Source organism: Plantibacter sp. RU18 (assembly GCF_050613355.1).
Classification (GTDB): Bacteria; Actinomycetota; Actinomycetes; order Actinomycetales; family Microbacteriaceae; genus Plantibacter.
This window is the reverse complement of the sequence record NZ_CP159618.1, coordinates 2307689-2334091: the sequence shown is the minus strand read 5'-3', so window position 1 is coordinate 2334091 and position 26403 is coordinate 2307689. Positions and strand designations below refer to the sequence as shown.

Genomic DNA, 26403 nt, shown 5'->3' with positions numbered 1-26403 from the left:
AGACGAGCCGAGTCTGGTAAAGTTATCCTTTGGCTCGCGGAGCGCTGTGCTTTTCGTCCTGTGCTTTCTGCCTTGTGCTTGCTGCCTCCCGTCCGGAGCCTCGGGCGCGGGTACTGCCCACACCATCCACTCAACAAGGACTGCTGATGAAATCTGACATCCACCCCACGTACGAAGCCGTCGTCTTCCGCGACCTCGCCTCCGGCGCAACGTTCCTCACGCGCTCGACGGTCTCGTCGGGCAAGACGATCGACCTCGATGGCGTCACCTACCCGGTGATCGACGTGGAGATCTCGTCCGAGTCGCACCCGTTCTACACGGGTAAGCAGCGCATCATGGACTCCGCCGGCCGCGTCGAGAAGTTCAACCAGCGCTTCAAGGGCTTCGGCAAGTAGTCTTCGACCCAGTCGAACGCAGAACGCCCCGATCCTCGGATCGGGGCGTTCTCTCGTGTGCCGGGGCGACGTCTATCGGTTCAGATCCCGATGGGGAGCTGATCTGCAGGCACGGCGACAGGCGCAGCCGGAGCATCCTGCCCGTGACGGATCGGCCACTCACCTTCGGCGACGAACTCCGGGTCTCGGATGCGACGCATGTAGGACTGGAAGTCGGCGGCCTGCTCGAGCGACCAGGCCCGTTGCGCCTCGTGCAGCTCGTCCACGCCCGAGGGCAGCTCAGCGGCGTACAGACGCCCGATCGCCTGCGCGACGCGTCCTGCCGCGACGGCGTCGACGCCTGCGTCGTGCGCACCGTCCAACGGGACACCGTGCAGAGCGGCGACGACCTCGAGCGTCCGCTTCCCTTTGCGGTACTTGTCGAGTCGGCGATCGAGGATGAGCGGGTCGACGACCGGCGAGGGAGCGATGATCGACTCGATCCCGTGGCGTAGTGCTTCGAAGTGCAGCAACGAGAAGTCGTACGGCGCGTTGTAGGCGACCACCGGGGTGCGGGCATCGAGCAGGTCTCGGAGTACGGCGACGATCTCGCCGACGACCGCTGCAGCCGGACGTCCCTCCGCACGGGCGCGTTCGGTCGTGACGCCGTGGACCTCGGTCGCTCGCTCGGGGATGTCGATGCCGGGGTCCGCCATCCATGACCACGACTGCTCGAGCGACCCGTCGGCACCGATGACGCCGACGAACGCCGTGACAACACGGCTCGTCTCCACCTCGATGCCCGTCGTCTCGAGGTCGAAGACCGCGAGGCGGTCCGTCCAGCTGGGGTTCGTCTCGACCGTATTCACGCTTTCACCATACGTCGCGCCTCCGACAGGGCCTCGTGCCACGCCGAGCCGACGCGCGGAGTGGTCGTCCGGTGGACGCTCGGGACCACTGCCTAGACTGGGAGGATGCCCGTCGTCTCCCCGTATGCCGAACAACTCGATCGCATTCCCGTCCAGGAGCGCGCGCTCCTCGTGGACGGCGCCGAGACCCGATTCTGGGACTACGGCTCCCCGGACGCTGCCACGACCATCGTGATGGTCCACGGGTTCCGCGGCGATCACCACGGCCTCGAGCCAGTTGTCGCACAGCTCTCCGGGTTCCGTATCGTGGCTCCCGATCTGCCGGGCTTCGGCAGCTCCGCGCCGCTGACGATCAGCGCGCACTCGGTCGACGGCTACGCCGCCTGGCTCGGCCGCTTCATGGAAGCACTCGCCCCGACCGGTCGCATCGTCCTCCTCGGACACTCCTTCGGGTCCATCGTCTCGAGCGCTGCCGTGGCCGGCGGCCTGCGCCCCGACGACCTCGTCCTCATCAACCCGATCGCGGCACCGGCTCTCCAGGGACCCCGTGGTGTCCTCACCCGTCTCGCGGTCTTCTACTACTGGTCGTCGGCGAAGCTCCCGAGGCGCCTGGGGTTCGCGTTCCTCCGCAACAAGGGCGTCGTCCGCATCATGAGTGTCGCGATGGCCAAGACCAAGGATCCGTCGCTTCGTCGCTGGATCCACGACCAGCATGACCAGTACTTCAGCGCGTTCTCCGACCGTGAAGTCGTCCTCGAGTCGTTCACCGCCTCGGTCAGTCACGATGTGAGCGAGTACGCCGACCGCATCCCGACCCGGACGCTGCTCATCGCCGCGGAGCGTGACGACATCACGCCGGTGGCTGCGCAGTTCGTCCTCGCCGAACGGTTCGCGGACGCCCAGCTCCATGTCATCCCGGGCGTCGGTCACCTCATCCACTACGAGGAACCGCACGATGCTGCTGCGCGCCTCACCACCTTCCTGGCCGCCGAGCCACCCGCCGACGACTGATCAGCCGACGACGGTTCCGCGGACGGTTCAGGCGTCCGTGGCCTCCTGAGCGATCACGCTCGTGAACGCGGCCGGCAGCAGCCGCGACGCGATGTGGGTCAGTGTCTCGCTCGTGCCGGCGTCGAGCTTGACCTCGGCGCGACCGTCGGCCTTCGTCGGGCCACGGTTGATGACGACGACGGGGATGCGCTTGCGTCTCGCGAGCTCGAGGAGCCGGATGCCGGAGTTGACGACGAGCGACGAGCCTGCGATGACGAGAGCGTCGGCGCCACGCACGAGCGATGCCGCCTCAGCGAATTTCTCCGTCGGGATGAACTCACCGAAGAAGACGACGTCGGGCTTGAGCATGCCGCCGCACACCGTGCACGTGGGCACGACGATCTCGTCGACGCGCCCCACCTCGGCATCGCCGTCCGGATTGATGGTCACATCGGTCTCGGTGTCGAGCCAGGGGTTCAACGTCGTCATGCGTTCGGCGATGCCGGACCTCGCATAGCTCTGGCCGCAGGAGAGGCAACTGACACGGTCCATCGAGCCGTGGAGGTCGACCACCCGTCGTGACCCGGCACGGACGTGCAGACCGTCGACGTTCTGGGTGATCACGCCGTCCGCGACGCCGGCCTCCTCGAGGGCGGCGATGGCACGATGTCCGGCGTTCGGGCGCGCACCGTCGAAACGCTTCCAGCCGAGGTGGCTCCCGGCCCAATACCGTTTCCGTGCTGCGTCGTCGTTCGAGAGGAACTGGTCCACCGTCATCGGCGTCCGCTTCGGAGCACCTTTGCCCCGGTAGTCGGGGATCCCGGAGTCCGTGCTCACGCCCGCCCCGGTGAGGAACGACAGGCGTCGTCCATCGAGCAGTTCGATCGCGCGCTCGGTGGCCGCCTCGATCGTCTCCCGCGCGGAACCACCCGCTTCGATCAGCGCGCTCATCCCCGCTCCGTCCCGAACACCGGCCTGACCGGAGTGCTCCGGAACCGTCGTCCTTCCCTGAGTCTAAACGGCCTCGTTTTCGAATGTATTTCCGGACTCTGGCAAGGTGGAGTGCGCACCCGCCCGAGAGGAACACCCACATGCAGGTCATCCGTATCACCGAGCTGGACGACGATCGGCTCGCCGACTACTCGCGGCTGACCGACGTCGCCCTGCGGCGGGTGTCAGAACCGGCCGGTGGACTCTACATCGCCGAGTCGCCGAAGGTCATCGAACGCGCCCTGCGCGCCGGGCACCGCCCGCGATCGGTGATCCTCCAGGAGAAGTGGCTCGACGACGTCGCCCCGCTGCTGAGCGAACACGACGTCCCCGTGTTCGTCGGCGAACCGGCACTGCTCGAACAGCTGACCGGGTTCCACCTGCATCGCGGCGCGATCGCCTCGATGCACCGGCCGCCCCTCGCAGACCCGGCCGAGCTCCTCGCCGACGCACGACGTGTGGTCATCCTCGAGGACATCGTCGACCACACGAATGTCGGGGCGATCTTCCGCTCCGTCGCAGGTCTTGGTGCCGACGCCGTGCTCATCACACCGAGATGCGCCGACCCGCTCTACCGACGCAGCGTCCGCGTCAGCATGGGGACGGTCCTGCAGGTCCCGTGGACGAGACTCCCGGAGTGGGATGATGCCTCGGTCATCCTGCGGGAAGCCGGCTTCCAGACGGCAGCGCTCGCGCTCGCTGACGACGCCGTCGATCTCGACGACTACGCGCTCACCGCACCGGCCCGTCTTGCGATCGTGCTCGGGGCCGAGGGCGACGGACTCAGCGCCTCCGCGCTGAACGCTGCGGACACCATCGTCACGATCCCGATGCTGCACGGCGTCGACTCGCTCAACGTCGCGTCGGCCAGCGCTGTCGCGCTGTGGGAGCTCAGAGTCCGCTGACCCGCGGCGCCGTCCCGTCCCGGCAAGCCGAGTGGCGCGACAGCAGACGTGCAGGAGCGGCAGGTAACATGACCGGGTGCCACTCACGAGACGACAGATCTACCGCCGCCGCCGTCTCGCCGTCTTCGGCATCCTCGCGGTGGTCATCGGCATCCTGGGCTACGGCGCCGGCGCGCTCATCCGTCCGGTACCCGCCGCAGCCGCGGCGCTCGAGAGCCCTGACGCCCTCGCGACATCACTCGTCCAGCAGACGTCACCCGTCGCCTGGCCGGGCTTCGGTCGCGGTGCGATCGGGGCGGTGGGCTTCGACGGCGTCCTCAGCTCCAGCGGGGACCAGACGCCCTTCCCGATCGCGAGCCTGACGAAGACCATCACCTCGCTCGTCGTCCTCGACGCGAAACCCATGGCGGCGGGGGAGACCGGCCCGGACATCACGCTGACCGAGGCCGACGTCGACTTCTACTACGACACGATCGCCGAGAACGGCTCAGCGGCACCGGTCGTCGCCGGCTCGGTGTTCACCCAACGGCAGATGTTCGAAGCTCTCCTGCTGCCGTCCGCCAACAACTACAGCATCTCGCTCGCGGTATGGGCGTACGGCTCCGTCGACGCCTACCTCGCTGCGGCCCGCGCGTGGCTCGACGCCCACGGGCTCACCGGCACGACCGTGACGAACACGAGCGGCCTCGGCGAGACGAACGTCAGTACCCCGAGCGACCTCATCACCATCGGGAAGATGGTCCTCGCGGATCCGGTGCTGTCGCCCATCGTTCGCGAGACGACCGCGATCCTTCCGGCGATCGGCGAGGTCGAGAACACCAACGCCCTCCTCGGACAGCACGGGGTCACCGGACTGAAGACGGGTACCGACGACGCCTCCGGCGCCTGCCTCATGTTCTCGGCAGACCTCCAGGTGGACGGGCGCACGGTCACGGTCGTCGGCGTGATCCTCGGCGCGGCCGACCACACGACCCTCGACGACGCCGTCGTCTCGCTCCTGCAGAGCATGCCCGCAGGATTCCACGAGGTGCAGCTCGCAACGGCGGGGGAGTCGGTCGGGTCATACACGACGGAGTGGGAGCAGTCCGCGAACGTGGTCGTCGCCACGGACGCGTCCGTGCTCGTCTGGCAGGACACCCCGATCACCGTCACAGCGACGGCCCGATCGATCGAAGCGGGTGCGAGTGGATCGACGGTCGGCTCGTTGAGCTACGCCGTCGGTGTCGGCGCGGAGGGCGGCGCGGCCACCATCGACGTGCCGATCGCGCTGGACGGCGACATCGCACCGGTGACACCGTGGTGGCGGCTCACCAACCCCTGAGGAGAGCCGACCGAGGCTCAGACGTCGAGTTCCTGTCCATGCACGTCAGCGGGGTGGAACGGGCCGGCTGTGGGCCGCTTCGCGGTGATGTGATCACCCGAGGACTGATGCCGCACGCGGCGGAGTACCCACGGGACCAGATACTCCCGCGCCCAAGCGAGGTCCTCCGTCCGCGCCTGGCGCCAGCGGCTCGCCGGCAATGGTTCCGGCTGGAGCGGTTTGAGGTCGTTCTCGACGTCCAATGCCTTGAGCACCATACGTGCGACCTCGTGGTGCCCGAGCGCGTTGAGGTGCAGTCGGTCGGGAGCCCACATCCGCGGGTCCTGGATGGCCGCGAGTGACCATTGGTCGGCGACGATGCACTCGTGGCGTGTCGCGATCGCGCGCAGGTTCTCGTTGTAGATCGCGACCTTGCCGCGGATGCTCCGGAACACGGGGGAGAACCCGACATCGACACCGGTGAACAGCACGACGGTCGCGCCGTCACCGCGCAGCCGGATGATCGCCTGCTCGAGCCGCCTGGCGATGTCGTCGGGATCGGTGCCCGGACGGATGACGTCGTTGCCCCCAGCCGAGATCGTGATGAGGTCGGGGCGCAACTCGAGCGCCGGCTCGATCTGGTCGTCCAGGATCTGCTGGGCCAGTTTGCCGCGGACCGCGAGATTCGCGTACGAGAAGTCGGCGTTCTGCGTATCGAGGACTTCGGCGACGCGATCGGCCCAGCCCCGATTGCCGCCCGGTGTCCCGGGATCCGGGTCCCCGATGCCCTCGGTGAAGGAGTCGCCGATCGCGACGTAGCGTGTCCAGGGATGGTGCCGTTCACTCATGCTGTGCTCCTCCAGATGCGTATCCAGACGTTCCAATGTACGCCTTGAGCACCTGCGGCGGATCAGCCGCGCGACGGAGATCCTCGACTCCCGTTCGTCGGCTCGGATGGTCGGCACTGTCGGTGGGGTCGGGTACATTGGTCTCCAGTGAACGCGGAAACCCCATCGACCCAGCATCTGGGCAGCTCCGCAGCCGAACACCTCTCGCCGGCCTTCCCGGAACGCGCCGCCTGGGGTACCGCGAGCAAGCTGCGTGCCTGGCAAGCCGAGGCCCTCGAGCAGTACTTCCAGACCGAGCCGCGCGACTTCCTGGCGGCGGCGACGCCTGGCGCAGGCAAGACCACATTCGCACTGCGACTCGCATCGGAGCTCCTGCATCGCGGCACGATCGACCGGATCACCGTCGTCGCGCCGACCGACCATCTGAAGCGACAATGGGCCGAAGCAGCCAGCCGTGTCGGGATCCGTCTCGACCCGAACTTCGCGAACCGCGACCAGGTCTTCGGGCGGCACTACCACGGTGTCGCCGTCACCTACGCGCAGGTCGCGGCCAACCCTCCGGTGCACCAGCGCGCGACGGACTCCGGCCGTACCCTCGTGATCCTCGACGAGGTGCACCACGGCGGTGACGCGCTCAGCTGGGGCGACGGCATCCACGAGGCGTTCGCGCGGGCGACGCGTCGCCTGTCGCTGACCGGGACACCGTTCCGCTCCGACACGGCGCCCATCCCGTTCGTCGTGTACCAGCCGGACGCGCAGGGAATCCGTACCTCGGTCACCGACTACAACTACGGCTACGGTCGCGCCCTCGAGGACGGCGTCGTCCGTCCGGTGCTCTTCATGGTCTATGCCGGGCACATGCGGTGGCGCACGAAGGCCGGCGACGAGATGGAGGCGAGGCTCGGGGAGGGCAACACCAAGGACATCACCTCCGCAGCCTGGCGGACCGCCTTGGACCCCCAGGGCGACTGGATCCCCGCCGTGCTGAAGTCCGCCGACCTCCGACTCTCCGAGGTCCGGCAGGCGGTGCCCGACGCGGGTGGCCTCGTCATCGCGACCGACCAGATGACGGCGCGTGCCTACGCGGCGATCCTCCACGAGCTGACGGGCGAGCTGCCGACCATCGTGCTCTCCGACGAGAAGGAGGCGAGCGATCGGATCGCCGACTTCGCCGGAAACTCGAAGCGCTGGATGGTCGCGGTCCGCATGGTGTCGGAAGGCGTCGACGTGCCCCGGCTCGCCGTCGGTGTCTACGCGACCTCATCGGCCACCCCCTTGTTCTTCGCCCAGGCAATCGGACGCTTCGTCCGCGCCAGACGCCGCGGTGAGATCGCGAGCATCTTCCTTCCGAACGTGCCGAACCTGATGGCCCTCGCCGAGAAGCTCGAGCTCGAACGGGATCATGCCCTCGACCGACCGAGCGACCCCGACGCCGAGGGGGACCTCTTCAACCCGGAGGACGCCATGATGGCGGCCGCCGAGAAGGAGGACAAGGCGTCCGATTCGTTGCTTGAGGAATTCACCTGGCAAGCGGTCTCCTCCAACGCGCACTTCGACCGCGTCGTCTTCGACGGCGACGAGTTCGGTGAGCTCGCGCAGCCCGGAACCGAGGAGGAGTTCGACTTCATCGGCTTCCCAGGGCTGCTCGAACCCGAGCAGGTGCACGAACTGCTCGTCCAGCGGCAGAGCCGCCAGGCGAAGCGCGGCGCATTCGTCGACAAGAACGCCGGATCGCCGAGCCCGGAGGCGGACATCCCGGCACCGCTCTACCGCACGCTCAAGGAGCAGCGTTCGGTCCTCAACACGCTCGTCGGCCTCTACGCGAAGCACACGAAGGAACCACACGGCCTCGTGCACGCCGAGCTGCGGCGCGTCTGCGGTGGCCCAGCGGTGGCACAGGCGAGTGTCACCCAGTTGCAGGCGCGCATCGACCTGTTACGGCGGCGACTGGGGCACGGCCACTGAGCGTCCGGGTCATGCAGGACTGCACGTGAGCCCGGCCGGGCTTTGAACATGGGTCCGGGAGGACATCTGGTCCTCGACCTGAACGACGTGATCGTATGATCGGCCCGCGCAATGCACCCAGGAAAACAAGAACGGCCGGAGCTTTCGCTCCGGCCGTTCGCCGTCTCAACACGGTGTGCGCGAAGGGGGACTTGAACCCCCACGCCCGTAAGGGCACTAGCACCTCAAGCTAGCGCGTCTGCCATTTCCGCCACCCGCGCGTGTTGTGATCGTGTCCGGCTTTCGCTGGGCACGAGAAGAAACACTATCACGGATTTCGAGACATGTTCACCACCTCGACCGAACCGCGTTGCTCATCGGCATCCGCAGGCGACCTTCCCGGCTCGATCCGTCACGAGTGTCCACGCCGGACACGGCTGCGGGTAGCGTTGAGGCATGACCTCCGGCTCAGACGCATCCGTACCCCAGCTCGACGAGACCACGCGCATCGCTCGCGACCTCATCCGCATGGACACCACGAACTACGGCGAGGGTCGGTCGAACGGCGAGACCGAGGCCGCAGAATACGTCGAGTCCTACCTCGCGGACCTCGGCTTGCAGCCCGAACTGATCGATGCGGCCCCGGGTCGCACGAGTGTCATCGCCCGGGTCACCGGCGCGAACCCCGACAAACCCGCACTCGTGGTGCACGGCCACCTGGACGTCGTCCCCGCGGACCCCGCGAACTGGTCCGTCGACCCGTTCGGCGGCGAGATCAAGGACGGCCTGCTGTGGGGTCGAGGCGCCGTGGACATGAAGAACATGGACGCGATGATCCTCGCGTCCCTCACGGACATCCTCGGCAGCGGACGCCGACCGGAACGGGATCTCGTGATCGCGATGTTCTCGGACGAGGAGAACGGGGGCGTCTTCGGGTCGCACCACATCGTGTCGGAGCGCCCGGAGCTCTTCGCGGGAGCGACAGAGGCGATCAGTGAGGTCGGCGGGTACTCGATCACCTTCGCCGGTCGTCGCTCCTACCTCCTGCAGACCTCCGAGAAGGCGCTCCTCTGGATCAAGCTCGTTGCGACCGGCCGCGCGGCCCACGGCTCGCGCTACGTGCAGGACAACGCCGTCACACGCCTCGCGGAGGCTGTCGCAGCACTCGGCCGGACGGAGTGGCCCATCCGCCTCACCTCGACGACCGACCAGCTGCTCGCCGAGATCGCACGGATCCTCGACACCACACCCGAACACCTCAGTCCCGACGAGCTCGCGCTCGCGACCGGCACCGCCTCGGGCTTCATCCAGGCGTCGCTGCGGACGACCAGCAACCCGACCCTGCTGCAGGCCGGCTACAAGCACAACGTCATCCCCGATCGCGCCGAGGCCCTCATCGACATCCGCACACTCCCGGGCGAGGAGGACGCCGTCCTCGCGCAGGTCGCCGAGATCGTGGGGGAGGACATCGAGATCGTGGTCATGCACCGCGACATCGGTCTTGAGACCCCGTTCTCAGGACCGTTGGTGGATGCCGTCATCGAGACCCTCGGCCGGCACGATCCGGGCGCACCGGTCCTGCCGTACATGCTCTCCGGCGGCACGGACAACAAGGCGCTGTCCTTGCTCGGCATCACCGGCTACGGCTTCGCGCCGCTCCGCCTGCCCGAGCACCTCGACTTCCCTGCGATGTTCCACGGAGTCGACGAGCGGGTGCCGCTCGACGCGCTAGGGTTTGGCAGGCAGGTCTTGACCGACCTCCTCCTCGACTACTGATATTCTACGGGTCGTCGTCGTGTGCTCACGCACAGACGGACGGCCTGGAGCCGCCCCGCCGACGACTGCCGGATCCGGCCGAACACCAGCCATCCGGCTGCAGACTGAGCCATACGGCTACAGAAAGGCGCGCTGTGGACTTCATCAACGCCATCATCCTCGGCCTCGTACAGGGCCTCACGGAGTTCCTCCCGATCTCCTCCAGCGCGCACCTGCGCATCCTGGGGGAGTTCCTCCCCGGCGCGAAGGACCCCGGTGCAGCGTTCACCGCGATCACCCAGATCGGCACTGAGGCGGCCGTCGTCGTGTTCTTCTGGCGAGACATCGTCCGGATCGTCAGTTCCTGGTGCAAGGCTCTGGTCGGCAAGATCCCACGGAACGACCCGGATGCCCGCATGGGGTGGCTCATCATCATCGGCAGCATTCCGATCGTCATCCTCGGTCTGCTGTTCCAGGACGAGATCGAGACGACGTTCCGCTCACTCTGGATCGTCGCGATCATGCTCATCGCCTTCGGTATCCTCCTGGGCATCGCTGACGCGGTCGGCGCGAAGAAGCGTCGGCTCAAGAACCTCTCCTATCGAGACGGCGCGATCTTCGGCGGGGCCCAGGCCCTCGCGCTCATCCCCGGCGTCTCCCGTTCAGGGGGCACGATCACCGCCGGGCTCTTCATGGGCTACGAACGCCGCGCCGCCGCCCGGTACGCCTTCCTCCTCGCCATCCCGGCGGTCTTCGGCAGTGGCTTCTACCAGGTGTTCAAGAGCATCGGCGAACCGAGTCCGTACGGACCGCTCGAGACGCTGGTGGCGACGATCATCGCCTTCGTCGTCGGCCTCGCCGTCATCGTCTTCTTCATGAGCTACATCTCGAAGCGCAGCTTCCTGCCGTTCGTCATCTACCGCATCGTGCTCGGCGTCGTCCTCCTCGTGCTCCTCGGCACGGGCGTGCTCGCCGCGTGAGAGCCTGGCTGGCGCCCGTCGTCCCGCAGCTGCCCGGATCGGGGAGCGCGCCGCGTCTCTGGGACACCCCGAGCCGGAGCCTCGTCGAAGCCTCTGCCGAACGCACGGCTCGGCTCTACGTGTGCGGCATCACGCCGTACGATGCCACCCACCTCGGGCACGCCTCGAGCTACCTGGCGTACGACACGCTGCAGCGCGTCTGGCTCGATGCCGGGTACGAGGTGCACTACGCGCAGAACGTCACCGACGTCGACGACCCGCTCCTCGAGCGTGCGAACGCGACCGGCGTCGACTGGCGCGAGCTCGCCGAGAGCCAGGTCGAGCTCTTCCGGACCGACATGGAACGATTGCGCATCCTGCCTCCGGAGGACTACGTCGCCGTGACCGAGGTCATCGAACCGATCGCCTCGGCGGTCGCGCTGCTCGTCGAGCGCGGGCTCGGCTACTCCGTCCCGACACCCGAGAGCACGGTGGGCGACGACGTCTACTTCGACGTGCGTGCCGCGGCCGACGACGTCTGGCATCTGGGCACCGAGAGCGGTCTCGACGAGGCGACGATGGCGACCTACTTCGCCGAGCGCGGGGGAGACCCCGACCGCGACGGCAAGCGGGACCCCTTCGACCCGCTGCTCTGGCGGGCGGCCCGAGACGGCGAACCGAGTTGGGAGACCGTCGTCGGTCGAGGACGCCCCGGCTGGCACATCGAGTGCTCGGTCATCGCCCTCGAACACCTCGGTTCGGACTTCACCGTGCAGGGCGGAGGATCCGATCTGGTCTTCCCGCATCACGACCTCAGCGCCGGTCACGCGGCCGCACTGTCAGGACACCCCCTCGCACAGGTCTTCAGCCATGCGGGCATGGTCGCCTACGAGGGCGAGAAGATGTCGAAGTCACTCGGCAACCTCGTGCTCGTCTCGCGTCTCGCCGCGGACGGTTCGGATCCTGCCGCGATCCGGCTTGCGATCCTCGCGAACCACTACCGCAGCGACTGGGAGTGGGACCACGCGCACCTCGAGCAGGCAGTCGCTCGGCTGTCCGCTTGGCGCGTCGCATTCACGGCGGACTCGTCTGCAGGCGGATCGTCCACAGCGCTCCTCGACTCGCTGCGCGAGCGCCTGGCAGACGACCTCGACACACCTGGTGCCATCGCCCTCGTGGATGCAGCGGCCTCGTCAGGCGTCGACGACGCGGCCCTCGTCCGGAACAGCATCGACGCCCTGCTCGGCATCCGCTGATCCGGGACGGCGTGGTCTGGATCGACCGCCGGCAGCTGGGGCCGACGGAGAAGACCGCTACTCGCGGTCCTTGCGCCAGGGCTCGTCGCCCTTGCCGTCGCCCTTACCCTCGTCGCGGCGCAGATATCGCTCGAACTCCTTGGCGATGGCCTCGCCGCTCGCCTCGGGCGACTCGACGGTGTCCCGTGCCTGCTCGAGCTGCTGGATGTATGCGGCCATGTCGTCGTCCTCAGCCGCCAGCGTGTCGATCCCGCTCTGCCATTCACCCGACTCCTCGACGAGGTCGCCGCGGGGGATGACCACGTCGATGAGTTCCTCGAGCTTGTCGATGAGCGCCAGGACGGCCTTCGGCGACGGGGCGCTGTGGACATAGTGGGGGACCGACGCCCAGACCGACAGGCTCTGCACCCCCTGGCGTTCTGCCGCGTCGGCAAGCACGCTGAGGATACCGACCGGACCCTCATAGGTGCTCCGCTCGAGCCCGAACGCCTGTCGGAGTTCTGAGCTCTCGCTCGATGCGAAGACGGAGATCGGTCTGGTGTGCGGGACGTCTGCGAGCATCGCACCCAGCATCACCATGCTCGTGATGCGCTGCTCTGCGACGACGGCGAGGACCTCATCGACGAAGGCCTTCCAGCCTCTCGACGGCTCGGACCCGAGGAGTACGTAGATGTTGTCGCCGCCGTCCGCACTGACCCGGATCTCAGCGTCTTCGGCGAGGGGGGTCGCGGGCTTCGCCGCTGCTGGATCCGGTCCGGAGATGGTCGTACCGGGCCAGGTGAGCGATCGTCTCCCGTCTTCGTCCACACCCACCGTGGGCCGGTTGAACTGGTAGTCGTAGTACGGTTCGGGGTCGATCTCGAGCAGGGGCTGCAGCGCGAGCGAGGCCCGGAGCACGCGCACAGCGCCGCTCGCCGCCTCACCGGCGTCGTTCCATCCTTCGAACGCCACCACGAGCAGGCGACCGCCGAGCGGCTCCTTGGTGTCTTCCGTCACGTCACACTCCTCGGCGCACGGGGACCTCCCGCGACCATCCATCCAGGATAGGCGCTTCACCACCCGGTAGCATGGCACCCCGTGACTACTCTCCTCCCAGCCGCCGTCCTGTGGGACATGGACGGCACCGTCGTCGACACCGAGCCCTATTGGATGGAGGCCGAGACCCAGCTGGTCGCGGCCCATGGGGGAGTGTGGACGCACGAGGACGGTCTCTTGCTCGTCGGCTCAGGCCTGTGGGACTCTGCGGCCGTGCTGCAGGGTCGCGGCGTCGCTCTCGACGCGGATGCGATCGTCCTCCACCTCACGAACCATGTCCGCCGCCTCATCGACGAACGCGGCGTCCCGTTCCGACCGGGCGCCCAGGAACTGCTGCAGGAGCTCCGCGAAGCTGGCGTCCCGACGGCACTCGTCACGATGTCGATCCGCTCCATGGCCGAGGACATCGCCAACGGCATCCCGTTTCGACGCCTTCGACCTGATCGTCGCCGGTGATGAGGTCGAGCAGCCCAAGCCGCATCCGGATCCGTACCTGCGTGCGGCCCACGCGCTCGGCGTCGACCCGCGCGACTGCGTCGCGATCGAAGACTCGGCCACCGGGCTCGCCTCGGCCGTCGCGGCGGGCACCATCGCCGTCTCGGTCCCACACATCATCCCGATCCCGACCGGGCCGCATCACACCACCTGGTCGACGCTCCTCGGGCGGACGGTCGCCGATCTCGCCGGGCTGCGCGCAGCGGCCGGCACCACCGAACACCCCGTAGAAGACGAGGCAGCACAGCGATGAGCGCGAACCACCAACCGCAGAACAGCGGCCCTTTCCGCGAGGGCGACCGCGTGCAGCTCACCGGACCCAAGGGGCGCAAGAACACCGTCACGCTCGAGGTGGGCAAGGCGTTCCACACGCACCGCGGCATCATCCAGCACACCGACATCATCGGACTACCGGACGGCAGCGTGATCGCGAACACCGAGGGCATCGAGCACCTCGCGCTCCGCCCGCTGCTCGTCGACTTCGTCATGTCGATGCCTCGCGGTGCGGCGATCATCTACCCCAAGGACGCCGCGGAGATCATCGGCCAGGCCGACATCTTCCCCGGCGCGACCGTCGTGGAGGCCGGAGTCGGATCCGGTGCGTTGTCGTTGTGGCTGCTCCGAGCGATCGGCCCGTCGGGTCGTCTCGCGTCGTTCGAGCGACGGGAGGACTTCGCAGAGGTCGCCCGCAGCAACGCCGCGACCTTCTTCGGCTACGACCCCGACAACTGGTCCGTCACCGTCGGGGACCTCCAGGAGACCCTGCCGGACACCATGCCCGCCGAGTCCGTCGACCGGGTGGTGCTCGACATGCTCGCTCCCTGGGAGTGCCTCGACGTCGCATGGGAGGCACTCAAGCCCGGCGGCGTGATCCTCTGCTACGTCGCCACGGTCACCCAGCTCTCGCGCGTCGCCGAGGCGATCCGCGCCACCGGTGGTTTCACGAACCCGCAGTCGAACGAGACCATGGTTCGTGGCTGGCACGTCGAGGGGCTGGCCGTCCGCCCGGACCACCGGATGATCGGACACACCGGATTCCTCATCACGGCGCGGAAGCTCGCGCCCGGAACGGTCCTGCCGGAACTCAAGCGCCGCGCGTCGAAGACCGACTTCAGCGATGAGGACGTCGAACTCTGGACACCAGGCGCGTTGGGTGAGCGCTCGGCGAGCGCGAAGATCCTGCGCAAGCGCGCCCGCCTCGCCGGTGCGAGCGCCGAGTTGTCGCGCGCCCGAGGCCTGGACGACGCTCCGAGCGCCGGCGGCGATGACTCTGAGGAGCCGACCGTCTCCACAGGCGACGAGCACTGAGCGCAGAGTCACTTCAGCGTCAACTAAACTGTGCGACGGCGCCCTGCCGTCCCACCCGTATCACCGAATCGAGGATCCGTGCGCACTGCACCCGCTCTCATCGCCGCAGCAGGCCTGCTGTTGGTCTCCCTGACCGGCTGTAGCGCCCAGGCCGCCGCCGATTGCGACATCGCGGCATCGCCGGGAGCCGCGACGAAACTCGTCAAGGTGTCCGGCGACTTCGGCAGCCAGCCCCAGGTCGACGTCCCCTCGCCGATCTACACCTCGAAGACCGAACGACAGATCACGATCGAGGGCGACGGCGACCAGATCTCCGCAGGCGGAACCGCCAGCATCAACCTCGTCCTGATCAACGGCCGCACGGGCGAAGTCATCCAGCAGAGCGACTTCACGGCTCCCGCGAGCACACTCGTCGCTATGTCGAGCACGCTGCCCGGGCTCACGAAGGCGCTGACCTGTGCCACGGTCGGTTCCCGCGTGACCGCCGTGATGTCGGCGAAGGACGCGTTCGGCGACGAGGGCAATGCCAGTGCAGGCATCAAGAAGGACGATTCGATCGTCCTGGTCGCGGACGTCCAAGGCGCATTCCTCGCCGCGGCGAACGGCGCTGAGCTTCCGATCCCCTCCGGCTTCCCGTCCGTGGTGGTCGCACCGAACGGTCAACCCGGCGTGACGATCCCGTCGACCGGCGCCCCGAAGACCACCAAGCACACCCTGTCGAAGGTCGGCGACGGCGCGACGGTGAAGTCCGGCGACCAGGTCATCGTCAACTACACCGGTGTGCTCTGGGACGACAAGAGCGTCTTCGACAGCAGCTGGGAGAAGGGCACGCCCCTCGTCTTCGCGGCAGACGGCGGCCAGATGATCAAGGCGTTCAACGACGCCGTCGTCGGTTCCACGGTCGGCTCGCAGATCATCCTCGTCGTCACCCCTGCGGACGGCTACGGCGACCAGGGTTCACAGACCATCCCTGCCGGCTCGACCCTGGTGTTCGTCATCGACGTCCTCGGCACCCAGCCTGCAGCGCAGTAGCGGCCGCCCTCGGCCGAGACGGCCCGTTCCCACCTCGCGTCGCGAGTCGGGAGCGGGCCGTCCGTCGGTAGACTGGGCTGGTGTCCTCAGCCCGTGAATCCCCGAAGCCGGTCCCGGTCGAGGAGCGACTCTTCAGCCTCGTGCTCGCCCTCCTCGCGACACAGACCGGCCTGACGAAGAACGAGATCCTCTCGACCGTCCAGGGCTACCGCCAGCAGTTCTCGCGCGACGGCGCCAACGCCAGCCTGGAGCGCCAGTTCGAGCGCGACAAGGACAACATCCGCGAACTCGGCGTGCCGCTCGAGACGATCGAGCAGCCCGGCGAACCGGGCAACAACCAGTCGATGCGCTACCGCATCCCCAAGGGCGCCTATGAGCTCCCCGCGGACGTGCGGTTCACCCCTGCGGAGCTCTCACTGCTGTCACTCGCAGCGACGGTGTGGCGCGAGGGATCGTTGTCCGGGCAATCACAACGTGCGATGACGAAACTGCGTTCACTCGGGATCGACCCGGACGAACCGATCATCGGGTACGCCCCGCGTCTCCGGACGCGGGAGACCTCCTTCGAACCGCTCGACGCCGCGCTGGAACGACGTGCCGTCGTCTCCTTCCCCTACCTGAAACCGGGGGAGCAGCGCCCGCGGGTCCGCACCGTCGCACCGCTCGCGCTCGTGCAGCACGAGGGACGTTGGCACCTGTACGCGACTGACCGCACGGTCGACGAACCGCGCACGTTCCTGCTGTCGCGCATCGTGGGTCAGGTCAAACCGACCGGAGCGATCTTCGCTGCCGAAGACCGCGACAACGCGGCAGAGGCCATCGAGGGGCTCCGACGCGTTTCTGCGTCCCAGCGGGCGCTCGTGCGCGTCCAACCCGGCTCCGACGCCGCAGCCCGCCTCGGCAACCGATATCACGTCGGCACCGCCGACCCTGCAGAGCTGACCATCCCCTACCTCGACCTCAACATCCTCGCTGACGAGCTCGCGGGTTTCGGTCCCGAAGTCCTCGTGCTCGACCCGCCGACGCTCATCGATGCGGTCTCCACCCGGCTCGCGCTGGTCGTCGCCCGGCATCGCGACCTCGACGACCAGGCGTCCGAACCGGAGGCACCTCGTGGCTAAGCGACCATCTGCACCCCGAGCACAGGACAAGTTGATCTTCCTGCTGTCTCTCGTCCCGTATCTCATCGATCGCGAACGTGTGACGGTCGACGAGGCTGCACGTCACTTCGGACTGCCACCACGCCAGATCCGGGAGGCGGTCGAGCTCCTGACCGTCTCAGGCGTTCCTGGCGACACCCGTCAATACCTCGCGGGTGACCTCTTCGACATCGACTGGGGAAGCTTCGAGGAGGATGACGAGATCGTCCTGACCCATCGGGTCGCGCTGGACGACACCCCTCGATTCTCCGCGCGGGAAGCCTCAGCGCTCATCGCCGGTCTGCAATCACTCCAGCGCCTGCCGGAATTCGTCGACAGCGACGTCATCGGCGGTGTCATGGCCAAACTCGCGCGAGGTGCGTCATCGGCGCCCGGTCAGCTCGCCGTCACCGAGTCCTATTCGGCTACCGCTGTCGGCATCATCCGCGGCGCCGTCGCCGCAGGACACAGCGTGGAGTTCGACTACGTCGACGCAAGGGGCGCGACCGAGGCACGGCTCGTCGATCCGCTCCGGCTCGAGTCCCAAGACCAGGACTGGTACCTCTTCGGGTGGTGCCATCTCCGCGAGGCGACCCGACGATTCCGCCTCGACCGCATGACCGGGCTCCGCGAGAGCGACGCGGAGGTCGTGTTCCGCGAGGCGGACGTCGTCGTCCCGACGGCTCTGTTCGAGCCGAGCGACTCGGACCGCACGGTCACCGTGCTCGTCCGGAGTTCGGTCCTGCCGCTCATCGAGGACTACGTCGTCAACGTCGACCGGACCGGCGCGTCCGCGGTACGCGAGGACACCGACACCGAGGTCACCGCGACGCTCCGGCTCGCCCACCATCACGGGCTGAAACGCCTCGTCGCGGCCCATCCGGGGCTCATCACCGTGCTGGGCCCCGAAGATGCCAGGGCAGCCGTGTCCGACTGGGCATCAGCCGGGCTCGTGCAATATCGCTCGGACGCCACGAACTGAGTCCGCGACACTCCAGCAGCGTCCGCTCGAATGCAAGGTAGAGTGGGTGCACCTCGACCTCGAAGATCAGGAACGAAGACTATGTTCGGCAACGCTTTCACTGGGTGGCACCTCGTCATCATCCTTCTCATCGTGCTGCTGCTGTTCGGAGCACCGAAGCTCCCCGGGCTCGCCCGCAGCGTCGGACAGTCCATGCGCATCTTCAAGAGCGAGGTCAAGAGCATGCGCGATGACGACCCGGAGTCGCCCGACGCCGCGAAGGGCACCGCTGCCCCCGCCGCACCGAGCGCTCCCGAGCAGACTCCCGCGGCGACGGTCCAGCCGAAGCCGACCGACCCGCCTGCCCAGCCCTAGCCCGAGGACCACCCGAGCGTGATGACGCCAGTGTCTGGCACCAGACGAGTGCGCCTCGAACACGCCGTGCAGGAATGGACCGCGCAGCCGTGGCAATGACCGAGAAGCGCCCGAAGAGCCGGAACCGCGAGGGGCGCATGTCGCTCGGCGAGCATCTCGTCGAACTCCGGAAGCGGCTCTTCTACGCCGCCATCGGCATCATCGTCGGCATGATCGCCGGTTTCATCGCGTCCGAGTGGATCATCGAGGCGATGAGCGCGCCGATCCTCGTCATCGCAGACGACCGCGGCCAGGCGTTCCTGAACTTCACGAACGTCACGAGCGCCTTCGACCTCCGCATGAAGATCGCGCTGACTGCCGGCATCGTGCTCTCGAGCCCCGTGTGGCTCTATCAGATCTGGGCGTTCCTCGTCCCCGGTCTCACGCGCAAGGAACTCAAATACGCCATCGGCTTCTTCGCGACCGCCGTCCCGCTCTTCCTCGCCGGGTGCTACGCCGGATGGTTCGTCCTGCCGCACGTCGTCGAGCTGATGCTCGGCTTCACCCCGACCGCCGCAGCGAACTTCCTCGATGCAACGACCTACTACGACTTCGTGCTCAAGCTCGTGCTGGCCGTGGGCGTCGCATTCGTCCTGCCCGTCTTCCTGGTGCTGCTCAACTTCGTCGGCGTGCTCTCCGCCGCATCGATCATCAAGGGCTGGCGCGTCGCGATCCTCGTCATCGTCCTCTTCACGGCCATCGCCACCCCGGCGGCCGACATCGTGTCGATGTTCGTGCTTGCCATCCCGATGATCATCCTGTACTTCGCGGCGTACGGCATCGCCTGGCTCCACGATCGTCGTGTCAGAAAGCGTCAGCAGCGGATCGATGCCGAACTCGGCAGCAAGGACCTTGCATGAGCGACCCTGCTTCCCCGGCTGAACGGTATCGGGCGGCAGCGGTCCGCTCTGCGACGCCGAGGCTTCAGGAGTTCCGCGCCAGACAGCGCTTCGACCTCGACGCCTTCCAGCTGGAGGCGTGCGAACGGATCGAGGGCGGCAGCAGCGTCCTCGTCGCGGCACCGACGGGTGCCGGGAAGACGATCGTCGCCGAGTTCGCGATCGCGCTCGCGCTGCACGGTACGCGCAAGAAGGTCTTCTACACGACGCCGATGAAGGCGCTCAGCAACCAGAAATTCCAAGAACTGACAGCCGAGTACGGACCCGAGAACGTCGGACTCCTCACCGGCGACACCAACGTCAACGGCAACGCCCGCATCGTGGTCATGACGACCGAGGTGCTGCGCAACATGCTGTACGCCGACTCCGATGCACTCACCGATCTCGCGTACGTCGTCATGGACGAAGTGCACTACCTGGCCGACCGCTTCCGCGGCGCCGTCTGGGAAGAGGTCATCATCCATCTCCCAGCGGCGGTGCGCATGGTGTCACTCAGCGCCACCGTGTCGAACGCCGAGGAGTTCGGCGACTGGCTCCAGGCCGTCCGCGGCGATACTGCGGTCATCGTCTCGGAGGAGCGTCCGGTGCCCCTCACTCAGCACGTCCTCATGCGGAACAAGCTCGTCGACCTGTTCGCGGCGCCGAGCCTCGCCGACACCCATCAGGTCAACCCGGAACTCGTCCGGATGGCGCAGTTCGGAGGACGAGCACCGAACAGCCGCCAGTACAAGGACATCAGCAGGTACAACCAACGTCGGGCCCCGCACCGCACCGAGAAGATGGATCGGGGCCCCTTCGTCCAGATGCTGGGCGACCACCACCTGCTGCCGGCGATCTTCTTCGTGTTCAGCAGGATCGGCTGCGACCAGGCCGTGAAGCAGGTGCTGCGATCCGGCATCCGCCTGACCGAGGCGCACGAGCGTGACGAGATCCGCCAGATCGTCGACGAGCGCTGTCGGACCCTCCTCGACGAGGACCTGGCCATCCTGGGCTACTGGGAGTGGCTCGACGGGCTGGAGCGCGGTGTCGCCGCGCACCACGCCGGGCTGCTGCCGGCGTTCAAGGAGGTCGTGGAGGAACTCTTCCAGCGCAAGCTCGTCAAGGTCGTCTTCGCAACCGAGACCCTCGCCCTCGGCATCAATATGCCGGCGCGCACCGTCGTGCTCGAGAAGCTCGAGAAGTTCAACGGCGAGGCACGAGTGCCGATCACGCCGGGGGAGTACACCCAGATCACCGGTCGTGCCGGTCGTCGTGGCATCGACGTCGAGGGGCACGCGGTCATCCAGTGGAACGAGGGGTTGCACCCGCAGTCCGTCGTGTCTCTCGCGTCTCGCCGGACGTACCCGCTGAACTCGAGCTTCCGGCCCACCTACAATATGGCCGTCAACCTGATCGACCAGTTCGGGCGCCAGCGCACTCGTCAGATCCTCGAATCGTCGTTCGCGCAGTTCCAGGCGGACCGCGCCGTCGTCGGAATCGCTCGCAAGGTCCGTGAGCAGGAGAGCTCACTCGCCGGCTACGAGAAGTCGATGTCATGCCACCTGGGCGATTTCGCCGAGTATGCGGGCATCCGTCGCGAACTCACCGACCTCGAGCGCAAGGGCGAGGCCCACGGCTCGCGGGCATCGAAGGACCGCCGCCAGCGGAAGCTCGCAGAGCTGCGCAAGCGGATGCGGGCGCATGCCTGTCATGTCTGCCCGCAGCGTGAGGACCACGCGCGGTGGGCCGAGCGCTGGTTCAAGCTCAAGAAACAGACCGACCAACTGCGCCAGCAGATCCAGACCCGCACCGGCGCCGTGGCGCGCGTGTTCGACCGTGTGGTCGACGTGCTGCTCGAATACGAGTACCTCGGTCGCGACGAGCACGGCGCGGTCATCGTGGCCGCGGCAGGCCGGACCTTGAAGCGCATCTACGGCGAACGGGACCTCCTCGTCGCCGAATGCCTGCGCACTGGAGCCTGGAACGAACTCGACGCGGCCTCCCTCGCCGCGATGGCTGCAGCCATCGTGTACGAGCCACGACGCGACGAGCAGAACACACCCGAGCGGTTCCTTCCCCGCGGGGCCTTCCGGTCGGCACTCGAACGCACTCAGGACATCTGGAGCCGTCTCGACGACACCGAACGGGAACACAAGCTGCCCGGGAGCAACCCGATCTCCACCGGGCTCTCACTCGCGATGCACCAGTGGTCGAAGGGCGCGAGTCTCGACGTCGTGCTCGTCGAGGCTGAACTCGCGGCCGGCGACTTCGTGCGTTGGTGCAAACAGACCATCGACCTGCTCGACCAACTGCGCATCGTCGACGGCCCGGTCGGACGCAATTCACGACAAGCCCTCGATTCCATCCGGCGTGGCATCGTCGCGTACAGCTCGCTGTGAGCGGCGGACGGTCGCGGAGCTCAACGCTCCGCGCGACTGACGAGCCGGGCGGCGGCAGACCACCACTGCCATTCTGGCTCGCGATCGTGGTCGCCATCGCTGCCGGACCAGTCCTCGACGGCGGATTCCCGGATCAGAGTGTCTGGCCGCTGACGTTCGTCGGCATCGCGCTCGTGCTGCTGTGCCTCATGGGGCGCAGCGTCGGCGGTGCGCTCCTCGTCGGCTTCGTCGCAGGAGAGGCGTTCTACCTCATCCACATCGAATGGGCGACGGCGTACCTCGGGCCGGTGCCGTGGGCCGCGCTCTCGACCGTGGAGTCGATCTTCTTCTCTCTCGGTGCCGTGCTCATCACCCTCGCCTACCGATGGGTCCCACGGGCCTTCCCCGGAGTCGGGGGCCGCGTCTGGCTGACGTCGGCCGTGGTCGCGGCGGTGTGGACGGCTCGCGAGACGCTGGTGAGCACTTGGCCCTACGGAGGATTCCCGTGGGCGCGGATGGCGCTCAGCCAGTCCGAGAGCCCGTTCGCGCCGCTCGTCGCCTGGGTCGGGATCTCCGGTCTGTCATTCCTGATGGTGCTCCTCGTCGCGCTCGCGCTGCAACTCGCGTCGACGGGCGATCTCCCGGCCATGACGCGCGTCGGAACAGCAGTACTGGCAGTGATCGCCGTCCTGATCATCCCGGCATGGCCGACCGCCACGACAGGGTCGATGCGGGTCGGGGCCGTCCAAGGCAACGGGCCGGCGGGATACTTCGACGCCGCATCGCCCGGTACCGTCATGCAGACTCAGATCGACGAGACACTGAAGATCATGGACGAGGACCTGGACGTGGTCGTGTGGCCGGAGGGGAGCGCCGACCTCGACCCACAGCGCGTCCCGCAATCGGCCGCCGCACTCGATTACCTGAGTGGGCGCATGGATGCTCCGTTCGTGGTCGGTACCATCTCGTCACGAGGAGACCGCTACTTCAACTCGTCGCTGCTCTGGAGCTACCCCGATGGCGTCCAGGACGTCTACGACAAGAAGCACCCGGTCCCGTTCGGCGAGTATGTTCCCGATCGCAAGTTCTGGGAACCGCTGTCACCGGACCTCATCGGCCTCATCCAGCGCGAGTACACGCCCGGCACGAAGGACAACGTCTTCGACATCGACGGCATCCTCGCCGGGATCAGCATCTGCTTCGACATCGCCGACGACCAGTTGACCCGAGATGCTGTGGCGGGCGGGGCGCGCATCGTCTTCGCTCAGACGAACAACGCCGACTTCGGTCAGACCGACGAGAACGAGCAGCAGCTCGCGATCGCACGTCTGCGGGCCATCGAGTCGGCTCGTTCCGTCGTGAACATCTCGACGGTGGGTACGAGCCAGATCATCGGTCCCGACGGTGCGACCATCTCGAGCATCCCCGCGTTCGTTCCGGGATCGATGGTCGCCGACGTCCCGCTCGCAGACACGGTGACCCCGTCGATGGCATTCGGGCATCAGCTCGAGCTCTTCATCGCCGGCGTGGGACTTGCGACGCTCCTCCTCGCCGGTCTCCTCTCGCGTCGACGCCGTGGCGATCACCGCCCGGACATGACGATCGGCTGATCCGGTTCCGGATCAGCCGATCGAGGGGAGGCCTGGCGGCTCGGTACTAGGCGCTCTTCTGCTGACCGCGACGCGCGCGCAGGTAGCTGAGGCGCTCTTCCAACAACTCTTCGAGTTCGTCACGCGATCGACGCTCGAGCAGCATGTCCCAGTGGCTCCTGGGGATCTTCACATCGCCGCGGTCGACGACCACAGGCTTGGAATCGACGAGGAGGATCGCCTCCGCGCCGCAGTGTCGGCACTCCCAGAGCTCGGGTACTTCCGCATCAGCGGCGAACGTCATGGTGGTCTCGCGCTCACAACTCTGGCACCGGTAGGTGTGGTTGCTTCGCGCCGAGAAAATGACGCCCTCTTCCGTTTGTAGACTCTGGGCGCCCAGGCGCATTCCGCGCAAACTACGATCTGCCATTGTGTGGTCTCCTCTCGCTCGGCACCCATAGTTATAAACCCACAAGCTGGGTAAAGTGTTCCGTTCCCCCACTCAGCTCCCAGCTCGTGCCCAGCTACATCGGCCGGCTGATTCTGGCGACGTCACCGCGAAGCGACGACCGCGAGGGCGAGATCGCATCGGTCGGTCACGATGCCGTCCGCGCCGAGGTCGAGGAGGCGCTGCATGTCCCGAGGATCATTGACCGTCCAGACGTGCACTTCCACACCGAGCGAGTGCATCTGACGGATCAACCGCGCCGTGACGATGGGGAAACCCCTGAACCGCTCCGGTACCTGCAGGACCTGCACCCCGGCCAGCGACCGCCGCACGGTCCCCATGCGCCGGAACGTGGCGGCAGGAAGCGCGCGCAGCAACATCGCGGCCGAAGCCGAACTCGCCACCCGCCCCTGTCCCACCGCATCGGTGAGAGCAGTCGAGATCGCAGCCCGGCGTCCCTCGTCGAAGGACGTGACGAGCACCCGGTCCGCCGCTCCGACCTCGAGGATCGCCGATGTCGCCGGTGCGACCGCAGTGACCGCCTTGACATCGAGATTGAAGCGCGTCAGGGGAAAGGACTCGAGCGCTTCGGCGAGGGTCGGGACCCGATCACCGCCGAGATCCACCCGCTGCAACTCGGCGAGGTCCAACTCGGCGATGGGGCGTGGGTCGCCGGTGAACCGACGGAGGGAGGCATCGTGGACGAGGACGGCGTGGCCGTCGCGGGTGCAGTGCGTGTCGGTCTCGACGTACTCGGCCCCCGCTTCGAGTGCTCTGCGGAACGCTGCGATCGTGTTCTCCGGAGCTCCGGGCCCGGCGAGCCCTCGGTGCGCCAGGATGCGGGGCTTCGCCGGACGGAAGAAGGGGAGCTCGTCCTCGGGCACGCCTGGAACCTACTGCGTGCCGGCGAAGGGCGGAACCGTCGGTGGAACCTGCGCAGCGGCGGCAGCGGCAGCACGAGCCGTGGCTGCCGGGTCGCGGGTGTTTCCCGGGCCGAAGGCCGAACCGATGCCCTTCAACGCCTCGGTGAGCTCGCTCGGGATCACCCAGAGCTTGTTCGCCTGGCCTTCGGCGAGCTTCGGCAGCATCTGCAGGTACTGGTAGCCGAGCAGCTTCTCGTCGGGGTCGCCGTCGTGGATCGCCTTGAACACGGTCTGGATGGCCGACGCCTCGCCCTGCGCGCGGAGCACTGCGGCCTGGGCGTCACCCTCGGCTCGCAGGATCTCTGCTTGACGAGCTCCCTCGGCGGTGAGGATCGCCGACTGCTTCGTTCCCTCGGCGGTGAGGATGAGAGCACGACGGTCACGCTCGGCGCGCATCTGCTTCTCCATCGAATCCTGAATGGACAGCGGCGGGTCGATGGCCTTGAGCTCGACGCGTCCCACGCGGATGCCCCACTTGCCGGTCGCCTCGTCGAGGACGATGCGCAGCTTGCTGTTGATCTCATCGCGGCTCGTGAGCGCCTCCTCGAGGTTCAGCCCGCCGACCACGTTCCTGAGGGTTGTCGTCGTCAGCTGCTCGACGGCACCGAGGTAGTTCGCGATCTCGTACGTCGCGGCCCGCGCGTCGGTCACCTGGAAGTACACGACCGTGTCGATGGAGACGACGAGGTTGTCCTCGGTGATGACGGGCTGCGGCGGGAAGGAGACCACCGTCTCGCGCAGGTCGATGAGCGGACGGAGCCGGTCGATGAAGGGGATGAGGAGGTTCAATCCCGGGAGAAGTGTCTTGTGGTATTTGCCGAGTCGTTCGACCACACCGGCGCTCGCCTGAGGGATGATCCGGATGGAGCGGAACAGCACCACCAGCACGAAGATGATGACGATGGCCGCGATCACCCATCCGATGACCGCTCCTGGACTGATGTCGTTCACGATTGCTCCTTCTGCTCGTCCGGCAGTTGCGGCCGGGTCGGGACTGGGACGACGATCGCCGTGGCGCCGTCGACGATGGTGAGCACGATGGGCGTACCCGGCTCGAGGGGTGCTTCGAGGGAGTCCTGCGCGATCCTGGCCGTCCAGGTCTCGCCGTTGCTCAGCTTCACCTGGCCGTCATGACGCGACACGGTCGACACGACGATGCCGTGCTGCCCGAGGAGGGCGTCGACGTTGCTCTTCGCCGGGTCGGCACCCTTCTGCAATGCGCGCAGCAGCGCCGGTCTCACAGCGAGCAGCAGCAGGACTGACGCGGCCGCGGCGATGAGGAGTTGGCCCCACCAAGGGACCCCGATCAACCCGGAGAGCAGGCCCACGACGCTGCCGACGGCCAGCATCAGGAAGGTGAACTCCAGCGAGAGCACCTCGATGATGACGAAGACGAGGATGAGTACCAGCCAGGCGATCCACGCGTACTCGGTGATGACGTCCATGGCACTGCTTCCTCTCGAACCGGCTCTCGCATCGGCCGCCTCGCGGTTCTGCGGAGCGCGAGACATTGCGCCGCTTCTCCTCAACGCTAGCAGTTGTACTGCCCGGCGACCCGGTCGGTGCCAACCGATGTTGATAGGGTCGTTGGCTGGAACCAGCCGCCGATGAGC

General features: G+C 67.4%; 24 protein-coding genes, 1 tRNA gene and 1 pseudogene. 17 read left to right on the top strand and 9 right to left on the bottom strand.

Going from position 1 to position 26403, the window contains the following annotated elements; all coding sequences use genetic code 11:
* The first annotated feature begins 146 nt into the window (after window positions 1-146).
* The gene (locus tag ABMA10_RS11250) at window positions 147-395 is read left to right on the top strand and encodes a type B 50S ribosomal protein L31 (protein ID WP_056005588.1); all 249 of its coding nucleotides are present in this window, start codon (window positions 147-149) and stop codon (window positions 393-395) included.
* An 80-nt stretch (window positions 396-475) separates the two neighbouring features.
* Here ABMA10_RS11250 and ABMA10_RS11245 read toward each other — a convergent pair whose 3' ends face one another.
* On the bottom strand, window positions 476-1243 hold the full coding sequence (locus ABMA10_RS11245; protein WP_347868740.1) for a 3'-5' exonuclease: 768 nt from the start codon (window positions 1241-1243) through the stop codon (window positions 476-478).
* A gap of 105 nt (window positions 1244-1348) precedes the next feature.
* On the opposite strand from ABMA10_RS11245, the gene ABMA10_RS11240 reads away from it, so the two are divergent.
* On the top strand, window positions 1349-2254 hold the full coding sequence (locus tag ABMA10_RS11240) for an alpha/beta fold hydrolase (protein WP_431031506.1): 906 nt from the start codon (window positions 1349-1351) through the stop codon (window positions 2252-2254).
* A gap of 27 nt (window positions 2255-2281) precedes the next feature.
* Here the strand turns inward: ABMA10_RS11240 and ABMA10_RS11235 are convergent, their stop codons facing one another.
* A complete protein-coding gene (locus tag ABMA10_RS11235; RefSeq protein WP_347868738.1) occupies window positions 2282-3184 on the bottom strand; it encodes a Sir2 family NAD-dependent protein deacetylase in 903 nt (300 codons plus the stop codon).
* 140 nt (window positions 3185-3324) lie between these two features.
* Between ABMA10_RS11235 and ABMA10_RS11230 the strand changes: the two genes are divergently transcribed.
* Window positions 3325-4128 carry a TrmH family RNA methyltransferase gene (locus tag ABMA10_RS11230; protein ID WP_347868737.1) on the top strand — a complete coding sequence of 268 codons (804 nt, stop codon included), beginning with the start codon at window positions 3325-3327 and terminating at the stop codon, window positions 4126-4128.
* 76 nt (window positions 4129-4204) lie between these two features.
* Window positions 4205-5449, top strand: coding sequence for a D-alanyl-D-alanine carboxypeptidase family protein (locus ABMA10_RS11225; protein WP_347868736.1), 1245 nt, complete (start codon window positions 4205-4207; stop codon window positions 5447-5449).
* A gap of 17 nt (window positions 5450-5466) precedes the next feature.
* Here ABMA10_RS11225 and ABMA10_RS11220 read toward each other — a convergent pair whose 3' ends face one another.
* Window positions 5467-6276: an SGNH/GDSL hydrolase family protein gene (locus ABMA10_RS11220; RefSeq protein ID WP_347868735.1), complete on the bottom strand. Its 810-nt coding sequence runs from the start codon at window positions 6274-6276 to the stop codon at window positions 5467-5469.
* 147 nt (window positions 6277-6423) lie between these two features.
* Between ABMA10_RS11220 and ABMA10_RS11215 the strand changes: the two genes are divergently transcribed.
* Window positions 6424-8241: a DEAD/DEAH box helicase gene (locus ABMA10_RS11215; protein ID WP_347868734.1), complete on the top strand. Its 1818-nt coding sequence runs from the start codon at window positions 6424-6426 to the stop codon at window positions 8239-8241.
* A 176-nt stretch (window positions 8242-8417) separates the two neighbouring features.
* Here the strand turns inward: ABMA10_RS11215 and ABMA10_RS11210 are convergent.
* Window positions 8418-8501: transfer RNA gene (locus ABMA10_RS11210), tRNA-Leu, on the bottom strand.
* Between the two features lie 175 nt (window positions 8502-8676).
* Between ABMA10_RS11210 and ABMA10_RS11205 the strand changes: the two genes are divergently transcribed.
* From ABMA10_RS11205 to mshC, 3 genes are all read left to right on the top strand, one after another.
* On the top strand, window positions 8677-9996 hold the full coding sequence (locus ABMA10_RS11205; RefSeq protein ID WP_347868733.1) for a M20/M25/M40 family metallo-hydrolase: 1320 nt from the start codon (window positions 8677-8679) through the stop codon (window positions 9994-9996).
* 134 nt (window positions 9997-10130) lie between these two features.
* Window positions 10131-10955, top strand: coding sequence for an undecaprenyl-diphosphate phosphatase (locus ABMA10_RS11200; protein WP_347868732.1), 825 nt, complete (start codon window positions 10131-10133; stop codon window positions 10953-10955).
* Window positions 10952-12190 carry a cysteine--1-D-myo-inosityl 2-amino-2-deoxy-alpha-D-glucopyranoside ligase gene (mshC, locus tag ABMA10_RS11195; protein ID WP_347868731.1) on the top strand — a complete coding sequence of 413 codons (1239 nt, stop codon included), beginning with the start codon at window positions 10952-10954 and terminating at the stop codon, window positions 12188-12190. The genes ABMA10_RS11200 and mshC overlap by 4 nt, the downstream gene beginning before the upstream one ends.
* Window positions 12191-12247: 57 nt before the next feature.
* Here the strand turns inward: mshC and ABMA10_RS11190 are convergent, their stop codons facing one another.
* Window positions 12248-13186, bottom strand: coding sequence for a PAC2 family protein (locus ABMA10_RS11190; protein WP_347868730.1), 939 nt, complete (start codon window positions 13184-13186; stop codon window positions 12248-12250).
* 117 nt (window positions 13187-13303) lie between these two features.
* Here ABMA10_RS11190 and ABMA10_RS11185 point away from each other — a divergent pair.
* The 9 genes and pseudogenes from ABMA10_RS11185 (at window position 13304) to lnt (ending at window position 23440) form a co-directional block, all read left to right on the top strand.
* Window positions 13304-13973: pseudogene (locus ABMA10_RS11185) on the top strand (HAD family hydrolase).
* Window positions 13970-15028 (top strand): tRNA (adenine-N1)-methyltransferase, encoded by a 1059-nt coding sequence (locus ABMA10_RS11180; protein ID WP_347868728.1) that lies wholly within the window; start codon window positions 13970-13972, stop codon window positions 15026-15028. The pseudogene ABMA10_RS11185 and the gene ABMA10_RS11180 overlap by 4 nt, the downstream one beginning before the upstream one ends.
* A gap of 78 nt (window positions 15029-15106) precedes the next feature.
* Window positions 15107-16060, top strand: a complete 954-nt coding sequence (locus ABMA10_RS11175; protein WP_347868727.1) for an FKBP-type peptidyl-prolyl cis-trans isomerase — start codon at window positions 15107-15109, stop codon at window positions 16058-16060.
* An 80-nt stretch (window positions 16061-16140) separates the two neighbouring features.
* Window positions 16141-17181 (top strand): helix-turn-helix transcriptional regulator, encoded by a 1041-nt coding sequence (locus ABMA10_RS11170; RefSeq protein WP_347868726.1) that lies wholly within the window; start codon window positions 16141-16143, stop codon window positions 17179-17181.
* Window positions 17174-18181, top strand: a complete 1008-nt coding sequence (locus ABMA10_RS11165) for a helix-turn-helix transcriptional regulator (RefSeq protein WP_347868725.1) — start codon at window positions 17174-17176, stop codon at window positions 18179-18181. Before ABMA10_RS11170 ends, ABMA10_RS11165 begins: the two co-directional genes overlap by 8 nt.
* 81 nt (window positions 18182-18262) lie before the next feature.
* On the top strand, window positions 18263-18535 hold the full coding sequence (gene tatA / locus ABMA10_RS11160) for a Sec-independent protein translocase subunit TatA (RefSeq protein WP_347868724.1): 273 nt from the start codon (window positions 18263-18265) through the stop codon (window positions 18533-18535).
* 137 nt (window positions 18536-18672) lie between these two features.
* Window positions 18673-19434 carry a twin-arginine translocase subunit TatC gene (tatC, locus tag ABMA10_RS11155; RefSeq protein WP_347868857.1) on the top strand — a complete coding sequence of 254 codons (762 nt, stop codon included), beginning with the start codon at window positions 18673-18675 and terminating at the stop codon, window positions 19432-19434.
* Window positions 19431-21851, top strand: a complete 2421-nt coding sequence (locus ABMA10_RS11150) for a DEAD/DEAH box helicase (RefSeq protein ID WP_431031505.1) — start codon at window positions 19431-19433, stop codon at window positions 21849-21851. The genes tatC and ABMA10_RS11150 overlap by 4 nt, the downstream gene beginning before the upstream one ends.
* Window positions 21852-21937: 86 nt before the next feature.
* On the top strand, window positions 21938-23440 hold the full coding sequence (lnt, locus tag ABMA10_RS11145) for an apolipoprotein N-acyltransferase (RefSeq protein ID WP_347868722.1): 1503 nt from the start codon (window positions 21938-21940) through the stop codon (window positions 23438-23440).
* A gap of 46 nt (window positions 23441-23486) precedes the next feature.
* On the opposite strand, the gene ABMA10_RS11140 is transcribed toward lnt, so the two are convergent.
* From ABMA10_RS11140 to ABMA10_RS11125, 4 genes are all read right to left on the bottom strand, one after another.
* Window positions 23487-23849, bottom strand: a complete 363-nt coding sequence (locus tag ABMA10_RS11140) for an RNA polymerase-binding protein RbpA (RefSeq protein ID WP_347868721.1) — start codon at window positions 23847-23849, stop codon at window positions 23487-23489.
* Between the two features lie 122 nt (window positions 23850-23971).
* Complete coding sequence (locus tag ABMA10_RS11135; protein ID WP_347868720.1) at window positions 23972-24751, bottom strand: glycerophosphodiester phosphodiesterase family protein; 780 nt, start codon at window positions 24749-24751, stop codon at window positions 23972-23974.
* Between the two features lie 9 nt (window positions 24752-24760).
* On the bottom strand, window positions 24761-25741 hold the full coding sequence (locus ABMA10_RS11130; protein WP_347868719.1) for an SPFH domain-containing protein: 981 nt from the start codon (window positions 25739-25741) through the stop codon (window positions 24761-24763).
* Window positions 25738-26235, bottom strand: coding sequence for an NfeD family protein (locus ABMA10_RS11125; RefSeq protein ID WP_347868718.1), 498 nt, complete (start codon window positions 26233-26235; stop codon window positions 25738-25740). The genes ABMA10_RS11130 and ABMA10_RS11125 overlap by 4 nt, the downstream gene beginning before the upstream one ends.
* Window positions 26236-26403 lie beyond the last annotated feature (168 nt).